The organism is Pseudomonas sp. IAC-BECa141 (assembly GCF_020544405.1).
In the GTDB taxonomy this organism is placed as follows: domain Bacteria; phylum Pseudomonadota; class Gammaproteobacteria; order Pseudomonadales; family Pseudomonadaceae; genus Aquipseudomonas.
This window is the reverse complement of sequence record NZ_CP065410.1, coordinates 5,942,901-5,955,513: the sequence shown is the minus strand read 5'-3', so window position 1 is coordinate 5,955,513 and position 12,613 is coordinate 5,942,901. Positions and strand designations below refer to the sequence as shown.

At 62.5% G+C, this 12,613-nt stretch carries 11 protein-coding genes; 5 read left to right on the top strand and 6 right to left on the bottom strand.

Going from position 1 to position 12,613, the window contains the following annotated elements; all coding sequences use genetic code 11:
- Positions 1 to 107 precede the first annotated feature (107 nt).
- Positions 108 to 2,003 carry an FTR1 family protein gene (locus tag I5961_RS27345; protein ID WP_227233866.1) on the top strand — a complete coding sequence of 632 codons (1,896 nt, stop codon included), beginning with the start codon at positions 108 to 110 and terminating at the stop codon, positions 2,001 to 2,003.
- Positions 2,004 to 2,007: 4 nt separating this feature from the next.
- On the top strand, positions 2,008 to 2,463 hold the full coding sequence (locus I5961_RS27340) for a YaiI/YqxD family protein (protein WP_227235640.1): 456 nt from the start codon (positions 2,008 to 2,010) through the stop codon (positions 2,461 to 2,463).
- A gap of 139 nt (positions 2,464 to 2,602) precedes the next feature.
- On the opposite strand, the gene elbB is transcribed toward I5961_RS27340, so the two are convergent.
- The gene (elbB, locus tag I5961_RS27335) at positions 2,603 to 3,271 is read right to left on the bottom strand and encodes an isoprenoid biosynthesis glyoxalase ElbB (protein ID WP_227233864.1); all 669 of its coding nucleotides are present in this window, start codon (positions 3,269 to 3,271) and stop codon (positions 2,603 to 2,605) included.
- Between the two features lie 115 nt (positions 3,272 to 3,386).
- On the opposite strand from elbB, the gene I5961_RS27330 reads away from it, so the two are divergent.
- Positions 3,387 to 4,622: a sterol desaturase family protein gene (locus I5961_RS27330; protein ID WP_085696881.1), complete on the top strand. Its 1,236-nt coding sequence runs from the start codon at positions 3,387 to 3,389 to the stop codon at positions 4,620 to 4,622.
- On the opposite strand, the gene I5961_RS27325 is transcribed toward I5961_RS27330, so the two are convergent.
- Complete coding sequence (locus I5961_RS27325) at positions 4,603 to 5,259, bottom strand: DedA family protein (protein ID WP_085702345.1); 657 nt, start codon at positions 5,257 to 5,259, stop codon at positions 4,603 to 4,605. The two genes, I5961_RS27330 and I5961_RS27325, sit on opposite strands and share 20 nt — an antisense overlap.
- A 208-nt stretch (positions 5,260 to 5,467) precedes the next feature.
- Here I5961_RS27325 and hemB point away from each other — a divergent pair, with 208 nt between their 5' ends.
- Both hemB and ppk1 read left to right on the top strand, forming a co-directional pair.
- A complete protein-coding gene (gene hemB / locus I5961_RS27320) occupies positions 5,468 to 6,481 on the top strand; it encodes a porphobilinogen synthase (RefSeq protein WP_085696883.1) in 1,014 nt (337 codons plus the stop codon).
- An 18-nt stretch (positions 6,482 to 6,499) separates the two neighbouring features.
- Positions 6,500 to 8,725 (top strand): polyphosphate kinase 1, encoded by a 2,226-nt coding sequence (ppk1, locus tag I5961_RS27315; RefSeq protein WP_227233862.1) that lies wholly within the window; start codon positions 6,500 to 6,502, stop codon positions 8,723 to 8,725.
- A gap of 67 nt (positions 8,726 to 8,792) precedes the next feature.
- Here the strand turns inward: ppk1 and ppx are convergent, their stop codons facing one another.
- The 4 genes from ppx to I5961_RS27295 all read right to left on the bottom strand — a co-directional run bounded on the left by ppx (position 8,793) and on the right by I5961_RS27295 (position 12,593).
- Entirely contained in the window at positions 8,793 to 10,295 is a 1,503-nt protein-coding gene (ppx, locus tag I5961_RS27310) for an exopolyphosphatase (protein ID WP_085696885.1), read from the bottom strand.
- Positions 10,296 to 10,541: 246 nt separating this feature from the next.
- Positions 10,542 to 11,279, bottom strand: a complete 738-nt coding sequence (locus tag I5961_RS27305) for an amino acid ABC transporter ATP-binding protein (protein ID WP_227233860.1) — start codon at positions 11,277 to 11,279, stop codon at positions 10,542 to 10,544.
- Complete coding sequence (locus tag I5961_RS27300; RefSeq protein ID WP_085696886.1) at positions 11,266 to 11,916, bottom strand: amino acid ABC transporter permease; 651 nt, start codon at positions 11,914 to 11,916, stop codon at positions 11,266 to 11,268. Before I5961_RS27300 ends, I5961_RS27305 begins: the two co-directional genes overlap by 14 nt.
- On the bottom strand, positions 11,913 to 12,593 hold the full coding sequence (locus tag I5961_RS27295) for an amino acid ABC transporter permease (RefSeq protein WP_085702347.1): 681 nt from the start codon (positions 12,591 to 12,593) through the stop codon (positions 11,913 to 11,915). The genes I5961_RS27300 and I5961_RS27295 overlap by 4 nt, the downstream gene beginning before the upstream one ends.
- Between the last annotated feature and the right edge of the window lie 20 nt (positions 12,594 to 12,613).

The following is a 12,613-nucleotide window of genomic DNA, read 5'->3' as shown; positions in this document are numbered from 1 at the left end:
TATATGGGCGGGCGATGGCCAAGTGCCGGCGATTGGAGAGAAAGCTTGAGTCAGGCTCCCTCGACGTGAACAATATGTAACTTCGCATTTCCACTTGAGACTCATTCATGACTGCCGCGTCCCGATTTCTGGCCTGGCTGGTGTTCCCGTTGTGCGCGCTGAGCAGCTTCAATCTGCTGGCCGACACCGTGGAAGGCGCACCGCAAGCGCTGCACCTGCTCGATTACATCAGCGCCGATTACCCGCCGACGGTGCAGGCTGGCAAGGTCATCGACGACGGTGAATACCGCGAGCAGCTGGAATTCACCCAAGTGCTGCAAGGGCTGATCGCCGGCCTGCCGGCCAAACCTGACAAGGCGGCGCTGGAACAGGGTGTCACTGCCTTGCACGCCGCCATCACGGCGAAACAGGACGGCGCGGACGTGGCCCGTCAGGCCCGGCAACTGGGGGCGAAACTGGCGGTGGCTTATGAAGTCAGCCAGGCCCCGATCATCACGCCTGATCCGATCCGTGGCGCGCCGCTCTACGCGCAAAACTGCTCGGTGTGCCACGGCGACACGGGTGCCGGTGACGGCCCGGCGGGCCTTGGCATGACGCCGGCGCCGGCCAATCTGCGCGACGCCGCGCGGATGGATCACCTGAGTCTGTACGCGATCTACAGCACCCTCGGTCAGGGCGTCGAAGGCACTGACATGCCAGCCTTCGCCGATCAACTGGATGATCGTCAGCGCTGGGACCTGGCGACCTATATCGCACAGTTCAGCGCCGATCCGGCCACGGCCAAATCCGACAAGACCTACAACATCGCCGACCTTGCCCGTCAGACTCCGGCCGAAGTGCAGGCTGCCGAGGGCGCTGACGCCGCTGCGATCTTCCGCGTGCAACGGGCGCAGCCGCCGCAGGTCAAGCGCGGCCCTGCGCAGTTGCTCGACTACACCGCCGCGACGCTGGACAAGAGCCTGGCGGCGTACCGTGCCGGTGAGCACGATCAAGCCTATGACCTGTCGGTGGCGGCGTATCTGGAAGGCTTCGAACTGGTCGAAAGCTCGCTGGACAACGTCGATGCCAACGTGCGTAAAGACACCGAAAAATCCCTGATGGCCTATCGGCAATCGCTGCAGGACGGTTTGCCGGTGGCGCAGGCCGAGCAGCGTCTGGACGCGGCCAAGGCCAAACTCAAGGAATCTGCCGGTCTGCTGGGCAGCGACGGTCTGAGCTGGTCGCTGAGCTACATTTCCGGCCTGCTGATTCTGCTGCGCGAAGGTCTGGAAGCGATTCTGGTGCTGGCGGCGATCCTCGCGTTCCTGCGCAACACCGGCCAGCAATCGGCGGTGCGCAGCGTCAACATCGGCTGGGGTCTGGCGCTGCTGGCGGGCCTTGGCACCTGGGCGCTGGCGGCGTATGTCATCGATGTCAGCGGCTCCCAGCGTGAACTGCTCGAAGGCGCCACGGCGCTGTTCGCCAGTGTCATGGTGTTGTGGCTTGGCGTGTGGATGCACGACCGTCGCCACGCGGCGGCCTGGCAGGATTACATCAAACAGAGCCTGGTCGGTGGCGGCGGGCGTTTCGGCTTCGCGATCCTGGCGTTCTTCTCGGTGTACCGCGAGCTGTTCGAAGTGATCCTGTTCTACGAAACCCTGTGGTTGCAGGCCGGTCCCGCCGGGCATAACGCGGTACTCGCCGGTGGCGCGACGGCACTGGTGCTGCTGTTCGGTCTGGCATGGGTGATCCTGCGCGGTTCGGCAAAACTGCCACTGACGCTGTTCTTCAGCATCAACGCAGCGCTGCTCTGCGCGTTGTCGGTGGTATTCGCCGGCCACGGCGTGAAGGCGTTGCAGGAAGCCGGGATCTTCGGCACCCGGCCGGTGGCGTTCTTCGATTTCGACTGGCTGGGGATTCACGCCGATGCCTATTCGCTGACGGCGCAGGCCGTGGCGATTGCGGCGATCATCGTGCTCTACGGTCGCAGCCGGGTGGCGGAAAAGCGCCGGGTGGCGGCCTGAGATGATGCGCGTATGGATCGATGCCGACGCCTGCCCGAAGATGGCTAAAGAGCTGGTGGTGAAGTTTGCCCTCAAGCGCCGCTTCGAGGTGGTGCTGGTGGCGGGGCAGCCGCAGAGCAAACCGGCGCTGGCGATCGTCAAGCTGATCGTGGTGCCGAGTGGCCCGGATGCGGCGGATGATTATCTGGTGGAACACGCGGTGCCGGGCGAACTGGTGATCTGCAGCGACATCCCGCTGGCCGACCGGCTGGTGAAGAAGGGTGTGGCGGTGCTGGACCCGCGAGGCAAGGAGTTCGACGCGCAGAACATGGCTGAGCGGCTGGCGACGCGCAACCTGTTCACCGATCTGCGTGAGCAGGGCCAGGTCAGCGGCGGGCCGGCGCCGTTCGGTGACCGGGAGAAGCAGGCGTTTGCCAACGCGCTGGATCGGATCCTCACCAGGCTCACCCGCAAAACCTGAACGTTGATCGTTCCCACGCTCTGCGTGGGAATGCCTCTCGGGACGCTCCGCGTCCCAGCCTCACCGCCGTTGCAAGGCAGACGCGGAGCGTCCAAGGCTGCATTCCCACGCGGAGCGTGGGAACGATCGCTATCGCCGGTCAGGCGTCGTTTTCGTGGGTCAGCTCAAGCACCCGATCCACCAGCTTGTTAATCCCCGAAGCCGCCTCGCTGATCGTCTGCGCCAGCATGTACGCCGGGGTCGTCACCAGTTTGCGCGCCTTGTCTTCGATGATGTCGGTCACCGCGCAGTCTTCGTGGGTGGCGCCCATCTTGTTCATGGCGGCGGCCGTGTCGGCATCGTTGCCGATGGTGCAGGTCACGCCCGGGCCATAGATTTTCGCGGCCAGCGCGGGCGAGATGCAGATCAGGCCGACAGGCTTGCCCGCTTCGGCAAAGGCTTCGGCCAGCGCCAGCACTTCCGGCTGTACGGTGCAGCCGGCGCCTTCGCTGGCGAAGTTCGACAGGTTCTTCGCTGCACCGAAACCGCCGGGCACGATCAGTGCATCGAAGTCCTCGACATCGGCCTCGCGCAGGTCCTTGACGTTGCCCCGGGCGATGCGTGCCGATTCCACCAGCACGTTGCGCGACTCGGGCATTTCTTCACCGGTCAGGTGGTTGATCACATGCAATTGCGCGATGTTCGGGGCGAAGCACTGCACCTGAGCGCCGCGCTGGTCGAGGCGCACCAGGGTGATGACGCTCTCTTGGATCTCGGCGCCGTCGTACACGCCGCAACCGGACAAGATCACTGCAACTTTTTTGCTCATGGGTTTCTCTCCAGATTCATGGCGTTAAATGTCCACTAATTTGTCGCTCGTTGCCATAGGGTGCAGCCGCGGCTACACCTAGGATCTGTGCTACAGATTTCGACCAGGGCACGTCATGAACTTCATTCTGTATGCGGTGCCGTTTTTCTTCGTATTGATGGCGGCCGAGCTCATCGCCGACCGCTGGCGCGGGGTGAGCAACTATCGCCTGGCCGATGCGGTGAACAGCATCAGCACCGGCGTGTTGTCGACCACCACCGGCCTGCTGACCAAGGGTGTTGGCCTGGTGACCTATGCGTTTGCCCTTGAGCATCTGGCGCTGGTCAGGTTGCCTGCGGACAGCGTCTGGGTGTGGGTGTTGGCCTTTGTTCTCTATGACTTCTGCTATTACTGGCTGCATCGCATGGGCCATGAACGCAACATCCTCTGGGCCGCGCATTCGGTGCATCACCAGAGCGAGGACTACAACCTTTCCACCGCCTTGCGCCAGACCAGCACCGGGTTTCTGCTGAGCTGGATTTTCTACCTGCCGATGGCGGTACTCGGTGTGCCGCTGCTGGTGTTCGTCAGTGTTGCGGCGCTGAATCTGCTGTATCAGTTCTGGGTCCACACCCGGCATATTCCCAAGCTCGGCTGGTTCGAGTGGTGCTTCGTCACGCCGTCCAATCATCGGGCCCACCATGCACAGAACGCTCTCTACATGGATCGCAACTACGGCGGGGTGTTCATTATTTGGGACCGTCTGTTCGGCTCGTTCCAGGAAGAGGACGACAATGAACCGGTGATTTTTGGCGTGACCACGCCGTTGGCGAGCTGGAATCCGTTGTGGGCCAACCTGCAGTTCTACGCGCAGCTGTGGGAGGACGCGCGTCGGGCCGAGCGCACGTGGGACAAAATTAGGATCTGGTTCATGCGCACCGGATGGCGTCCAGCGGACGTCGCGGCGAAGTACCCGATGAGCAAGCCGGACCTGCGTCAGTTCCGCAAATTCGAGGTGGCGCTGGACAGCCGTCGGCAGTGGTACGTGGGGTTGCAGTTCGGCGTGTACGTGGCGCTGGGCAGTTACCTGATGAATCTGGAACACAGTCTGTCCACCGCTGCATTGCTGCTTGGCTGGAGCGCGGTGGCGTTCGGTCTGTTCGTGTTGGGCGTGGCCCTGGAGAATCGCCCGTGGGCGGGAAGGCTGGAAGCGCTGCGGCTGGCATCGAACCTGCCGCTGGTGTGGCTGGCGCCGCTGGTCGGGCTGTGGCCGGCCAGCCCGGGGATATGGGTCGGCCTGCTCAGTTACAGCCTGCTCAGCGGCATCGGGCTGTATTGCTGCCGCCAGCGACTTACTCGGCTGGCGTCTTAGGGTCGGCAGCCTTGGCCATGTCGGCTTTGTGCTGTTCGGCCTTGGCCAGTTGCTCGGCCTGTTCTTCCTCGTAGACCTTTTTCGCCAGCCGGGCATTCTTGAACCGGCGGCGCAGCCACAGGCCCAGGCCGAGCACCAGCAGTGCGCCCAGCACCCACAACTCATACTTCTTGATGCTGCCGAGCATGCCTTCGAGCACAGCGCCGAAGTGATAGGCGGCAGCGGCCAGGGCGGTGGCCCAGATCGCGGCGCCGATACCGTTGAGCAGCAGATAACGTCCCGGCGGATAGCCCGACAGGCCGATCGCTACTGGCATCACCGTGCGCAGGCCGTATACGAAGCGAAAGCTCAGGACCCAGATGTCCGGGTGCTTGCGGATGTGTTCCAGCGCGCGGTCGCCCATCATCTGCCAGCGCGGTTTGCGCGCCAGCAATTTGCGTCCGTGTTTGCGGCCCAGGAAGTACCACAGCTGATCCCCGGCATAGCTGCCGAAGAACGCCACGACCACCACCAGTTTGATGTCCATGTATTCACGGAACGCGAGGAAGCCCGCGAGCACCAGGATGGTTTCGCCTTCGAAAAACGTCCCGAGAAACAGGGCAAAGTAGCCGAAGTCATGCAGAAATTGTTGGAGCATTGTCTGGGTGCTGGCGAAATGAACGCGCAGCCTAACCCTTCGGACACATTCAGGAAAGTGTCGAAATGTGTCTCGACGTGAACATTTCCTACACGGACAATGGAAAGCGACTACCTGTCGCAGGGGTGCACATAACTGTCATACGACCGTCATAATGGCCATCTATAACTGTCACGCTCGCCGGTTTGCGCGGGCTCAGGAGTCTGCCGTGAGCTTTACCCCAGCCAACCGTCTGTTCCCTGCCACCCGTCTGCGTCGCAATCGCCGTGATGATTTTTCCCGGCGGCTGGTGCGTGAGAACGTGTTGACGGTCGATGACCTGATCCTGCCGGTGTTCGTGCTCGACGGTGAAAACCGCCGCGAAGCCGTGGCCTCGATGCCAGGTGTCGAGCGCCTGACCATCGACCTGCTGCTTGAAGAAGCGGCGAAATGGGTCGAGCTGGGGATTCCGGCGCTGGCGCTGTTCCCGGTCACCCCGCCGGAGCTCAAATCCCTCGACGCCGCCGAAGCCTGGAATCCGCAAGGTATCGCCCAGCGCGCTACCCGCGCCCTGCGTGACCGATTCCCCGAGTTGGGCGTGATTACCGACGTTGCCCTCGACCCGTTCACCACTCACGGTCAGGACGGCATTCTCGATGAAGAAGGCTATGTGCAGAACGACATCACTGTCGATGCGCTGGTCAAGCAAGCCTTGTCTCATGCCGCTGCTGGCGCCCAGGTGGTTGCCCCGTCGGACATGATGGACGGCCGCATCCAGGCAATCCGCGAAGCGCTGGAGTTGGCCGGTCACGTCAATGTGCGGATCATGGCCTACTCGGCCAAGTACGCCAGCGCCTATTACGGCCCGTTCCGCGATGCGGTAGGTTCGGCCGCAAACCTGGGCAAGGCGAACAAGGCCTCCTATCAGATGGACCCGGCCAACAGCGACGAAGCGCTGCACGAAGTGGGCGCGGATTTGTCTGAAGGCGCGGACATGGTCATGGTCAAGCCCGGCATGCCGTACCTGGACATTTTGTTCCGGGTAAAAGATGCCTTCAAAGTGCCGACCTTCGTCTATCAGGTCAGCGGTGAATACGCCATGCACATGGCGGCGATCCAGAATGGCTGGTTGAGCGAAGGCGTGATCCTCGAATCCCTGACCGCCTTTAAACGTGCCGGCGCTGATGGCATCCTCACTTACTTTGCTGTCCGTGCCGCTCAATTGTTACGAGAGCAGAAATAGCCCTCCCAGGAACATTCGATGAATACCGAAGGACTCACTGAAGTTGCCGTAAAAGAAGCTCAACCCGTGGTCGAGCAGATTACCGAAACCCCGCCGGAACTGGAGCCTGCGCCACCCGCGCCGGCAACCGAGCCTGCCGCGGCGGCACCGGTGATCGCGATTCCCGGCCTGGATGACAGCAGCCTGTACATCCACCGTGAATTGTCGCAACTGCAGTTCAACATCCGCGTGCTGGAACAGGCGCTGGACGAGTCCTACCCGTTGCTGGAGCGGCTGAAGTTCCTGCTGATCTTCTCCAGCAACCTCGACGAATTCTTCGAGATCCGCGTCGCCGGCCTCAAGAAACAGATTACCTTCGCCCGTGAACAGGCCGGCGCTGACGGCCTGCAACCGCATCAGGCCCTGGCCCGCATCAGCGAGCTGGTGCACGGTCACGTGGACCGCCAGTACGCGATTCTCAACGACATTCTGTTGCCGGAGCTGGAAAAGCATCAGGTGCGCTTCATCCGTCGGCGCAACTGGACGACCAAGCTCAAGACCTGGGTCCGCCGTTATTTCCGCGACGAGATCGCGCCGATCATCACCCCGATCGGTCTCGACCCGACGCACCCGTTCCCGTTGCTGGTGAACAAGAGCCTGAACTTCATCGTCGAGCTCGAAGGTATCGACGCCTTCGGGCGCGATTCCGGTCTGGCGATCATCCCGGCGCCGCGCCTGCTGCCGCGGATCATCAAGGTGCCGGAAGAAGTCGGCGGCCCTGGTGACAACTATGTGTTCCTGTCGTCGATGATCCACGCTCACGCCGATGACCTGTTCCAGGGCATGAAGGTAAAAGGCTGCTACCAGTTCCGTCTGACCCGAAACGCCGACCTTGCGCTCGATTCCGAAGACGTCGAAGACCTGGCCCGCGCCCTGCGTGGCGAGTTGTTCTCCCGTCGTTACGGTGACGCCGTGCGCCTGGAGGTCGCCGACACTTGCCCGAAACACCTGTCGGACTACCTGCTCAAGCAGTTCAACCTGAGCGAGACCGAGCTGTACCAGGTCAACGGTCCGGTGAACCTGACGCGTCTGTTCAGCATCACCGGGCTGGACAGCCATCCGGAACTGCAATACACGCCGTTCACGCCGCAGATCCCGAAACTGCTGCAAAACAGCGAGAACATTTTCAGCGTGATCAGCAAGCAGGACATCCTGCTGCTGCACCCGTTCGAGTCGTTCACCCCGGTGGTCGACCTGCTGCGCCAGGCTGCCAAGGATCCGCATGTTCTGGCGGTGCGCCAGACCCTGTACCGTTCCGGCGCCAACTCGGAAATCGTCGATGCGCTGGTGGACGCCGCGCGTAACGGCAAGGAAGTGACGGCGGTCATCGAGCTGCGGGCGCGTTTCGACGAAGAATCCAACCTGCAACTGGCCAGCCGTCTGCAAGCGGCCGGTGCGGTGGTGATCTACGGCGTGGTCGGCTTCAAGACCCACGCCAAGATGATGCTGATCCTGCGTCGCGAGGCCGGCGAGATCGTGCGTTACGCGCACCTCGGCACCGGTAACTATCACGCCGGCAACGCCCGTCTGTACACCGACTACAGCCTGCTGACCTCGGACGATGCCTTGTGCGAAGACGTCGGCAAGCTGTTCAGCCAGTTGATCGGCATGGGCAAGACGCTGCGCATGAAGAAGCTGCTGCATGCGCCGTTCACCCTGAAGAAGGGCATGCTCGACATGATTACCCGCGAGACGCAATTTGCGCTCGACGGCAAACCGGCGCACATCATCGCCAAGTTCAACTCGCTGACCGATCCGAAGATCATTCGCGCGCTGTACAAGGCCAGCCAGTCCGGCGTGCGCATCGATCTGGTGGTGCGCGGCATGTGCTGCCTGCGTCCGGGCATCGCCGGGGTTTCGCACAACATTCACGTGCGCTCGATCATCGGCCGCTTCCTCGAGCACACCCGGGTGTTCTACTTCCTCAACGGTGGCGAGGAGCAGATGTTCCTCTCCAGCGCCGACTGGATGGAGCGCAACCTCGACAAGCGCGTCGAGACTTGCTTCCCGGTTGAGGGCAAGAAGCTGCTGACCCGGGTCAAGAAAGAGCTGGAGCTGTACCTGACCGACAACACCCACAGCTGGAGCCTGCAATCGGACGGCCGCTACATCCGCAACACGCCGACCGGCAACCAGAACCCGCGCAGTGCGCAGGCGACGTTGCTGGAGCGTTTGGGCAGCCCGATTCTGCCGGTGAGCAGCTGACCGCAGGTTTCAAAGAAATAAAAAAGGCGATCCATCCGGATCGCCTTTTTTGCGCCTGACTTGTCACTCAGTGAACGGTCAGAACAATCCCCACCCGCGTCAGCCATTCGGCTTCAAGCCCGAAATCGGCCTGGGTCAGCTGGTTTTCATCCAGCCAGTTTTCCGGGAATTCCACGTCGAGGTGGTTGCCGTTGGCATGCAGCGCTACTTGCGGCATCGCCTGGGTGCCACGAATGTGGTGGAACAGGATGGCGAAACGCAGTAGAACGCACAGACGGATCAGCTTGTCGCCGTCGTCGCCGAACTCGGCAAACTTGTCCTTGGGGATGTTGCGGCGGTGGCCGCGCACCAGCAGGGCGAGCATTTGCTGGTCTTCGCGGGAGAAGCCGGCGAGGTCCGAGTGCTCGATCAGGTAGGCACCGTGCTTGTGGTAGTGATAGTGAGCGATGTCGAGCCCGACTTCGTGCACTTTCGCCGCCCAGCCCAGCAGTTCGCGCCAGATGCCGTCGTCCAGCTCCCAATCCACGGCCACTTGATCGAAGGCGTGCAGGGCTTTGCGCTCGACCCGCGCAGCCTGTTCCAGATCGACGTGGTAGCGCTCCATCAGCGAGGTCAGGGTGCGTTCGCGCACGTCTTCGTGGTGATGGCGGCCCAGCAGGTCGTACAGCACGCCTTCACGCAGTGCGCCTTCGCAGTGATCCATGCGTTGCAGTTCAAGAGCATCGAAGATCGCCTCGAGAATCGCCAGGCCCGCCGGGAAGATCGCGCGGCGGTCAGGCTTGATGCCTTCGAAATCGATCTTGTCGACATCGCCAAGCTTGAACAGGCGACGCTTGAGCCACGCCAGGCCTTCGGCGTTCACTTCGCCGGTGCCATGGCCGCCGGCCTTTAGCGCGAGGCCGATGGCGCGGATGGTGCCCGAGGAGCCGATGGCCTCATCCCAGGTCAGGCGGTGCAGGGCGTGTTCGATGCTCATGATTTCCAGGCGCGCCGCCGTGTAAGCCTGGGCGTAGCGGGCCGGGGTGATCTTGCCGTCCTTGAAATAGCGCTGGGTGAAGCTCACGCAGCCCATTTGCAGGCTTTCGCGCAGTAGCGGTTCGAAACGCTGGCCAATGATGAATTCGGTGCTGCCGCCGCCGATGTCGGCGACCAGACGCTTGCCCGGTGTGTCGGCGAGGGTGTGGGACACGCCCAGGTAGATCAGGCGCGCCTCTTCACGACCGGAGATGACTTCCACCGGATGGCCGAGGATTTCTTCGGCGCGGCGGATGAATTCGCCACGGTTGCGCGCCTCACGCAGGGCGTTGGTGCCAACGATCCGCACGGCGCCCAGTGGCATGCCGTTGATCAGTTGGGCAAAGCGCTTGAGGCAGTCGAGCCCGCGCTGCATGGACTCTTCGTTGAGCTGACGCTCATCGTTGATGCCGGCGGCCAGTTGAACCTTTTCTCCGAGCCGCTCGAGAATGCGGATTTCACCGTTCTGGGCCTTGGCCACGACCATATGGAAGCTGTTGGAGCCCAGGTCGATCGCGGCGATCAGGGACAGATTCTTGGCTTGGGATTGGGGCATGGTCAGGGGGTCTCGGTCGATAACCCCGCCATCGTGCCACGATCAAACGCTGCCGCCAACGCGCAGGGTTCAAACCCTTGATTCAGCGCATAAAGTCAGTGACCGCTGCGCGGTCAATGACGCTGATCGTTCCCACGCTCTGCGTGGGAATGCCTCAATGGACGCTCTGCGTCCGCTTTTGGGACGCGGAGCGTCCCGGGCTGCATTCCCACGCAAAGCGTGGGAATGATCGGGTAGCAGGCCGTTTCAGGCAGTTGCTTCCACAGTGCCAATGAAATTCGCCAGTTCCGGCGTCTGCGGATCGGCAAACAGCACCTTCGGATCGCCCACCTCGTGCACCTTGCCCTGATGCATGAACACCAGTTTGTCCCCGACCTCCCGGGCGAAGCGCATTTCGTGGGTGACCATGATCAGCGTCATGCCTTCCTTGGCGAGCTGGCGGACCACGCTGAGCACCTCGTTGACCAGCTCCGGGTCCAGCGCCGAGGTGATCTCGTCGCACAGCAGCACCTTCGGCGACATCGCCAGTGCCCGGGCAATCGCCACGCGCTGTTGCTGGCCGCCGGAGAGACGCTCCGGGAAGGCATCGAACTTCTCGCCCAGACCCACACGTTCCAGCATCCGCCGCGCGAGTTCTTGCGCCTTGGCCTTGGGCACTTTCTGCACCACTTGCGGCGCGAGCATCACGTTCTCGCCCACCGTCAGGTGCGGGAACAGGTTGAACTGCTGAAACACCATGCCGACTTTCTGCCGCAGACTGCGCAGGTCGGCGCGGGCAGCGTCGAGGTATTCGCCGTCGACTTCGATCACGCCGTCGTTGATCGATTCCAGGCCATTGAGGGTGCGCAGCAGGGTGGATTTGCCCGAGCCGCTGCGACCGATGATCGCCACCACCTGGCCTTCCTCGACGGTCAGGTCGATGCCTTTGAGCACGTGGTGATCGCCGTAGTATTTATGCAGAGCGGAAATTCTAAGCAGAGGCATGCAGTCTCCTTTCCAGGTAGCGCGCACTGAGGGACAAGGGGTAGCAGAGCAGGAAGTAGCCCAGGGCGACGAGGCCGTAGACCATGAACGGTTCGAAGGTGGCGTTGGCGAGCATGCCGCCGGTCTTGGTCAGTTCGGTGAAGCCGATGATTGAGGTCACGGCGGTGCCCTTGACCACTTGCACCGAGAAGCCCACGGTCGGCGCCACGGCGATGCGCAGCGCCTGCGGCAGGATCACGTAGCGCAGTTGCTCCAGCGGATTGAGCGCCAGGCTCGACGACGCTTCCCACTGACCGTTGGGAATCGCCTCGACGCAGCCGCGCCAGATCTCCGCCAGATAGGCGCTGGTGAACAGCGTCAGGGCAATCGCCGCCGCCATCCACGGCGAAATCTCGACGCCGGCCAGTGCCACGCCGAAGAACACCAGAAACAGCTGCATCAACAGCGGCGTGCCCTGGAACAGTTCGATCCAGGTGCGGGCGATGCTGCTGGGCAGCGGGTTTTTCGAGATGCGCATGATCAGGATCAGCAACCCGACGACCCCGCCGCCGATGAACGCCACCAGCGACAACGCCAGCGTCCATTGCAGGCCGGTGAGCAGGTTGCGCAGGATGTCCCAGAACGTGAAGTCGCTCATTGGCTGCTCCTTGCGCTGCTTTTGGACAGGTAGCGCCGGCCGAGCCAGTTCAGCAACTGACGGATCAACAGCGCCATGCACAGATAAATGAGGGTGGTGAGGGCGTAGGTTTCAAAGGCGCGGAAGTTGCGCGACTGAATGAAGTTGGCGGCGAAGCTCAACTCCTCGGTGGCAATCTGCGAACACACCGCCGAACCGAGCATGACGATGATGATCTGGCTGCTCAGCGCCGGCCAGACCTTGCCCAGCGCCGGCAGCAGCACCACGTGACGGAACGCTTCGAAGCGGCTCATCGCCAATGCCGCCGCGGCTTCCAGCTGCCCGCGCGGAATTGCCTGGATGCCGGCGCGGATGATCTCGGTCGAATAGGCACCGAGGTTGATCACCATCGCCAGCACCGCCGCCTGCCACTCGGAAATCTGCACGCCGAGGGACGGCAGGCCAAAAAAAATGAAGAACAGCTGCACCAGAAACGGCGTGTTACGGATCAGCTCCACGTACACGCCGAAGATCGCCGAGAACGGACGGATCTTCCACGCCCGCACCAGCGCTCCGACGATGCCCACGCCAACCCCGAGCAGCGCGCCGATGGCCGTCAGCTCAAGGGTAAACAACGCCCCGCGCAGGAGCAGGTCGGTGTTTTCCACCACCGGCAAGAAATCGAACTGATAGGCCATTAAAGTCTCCCGCGGCGCCG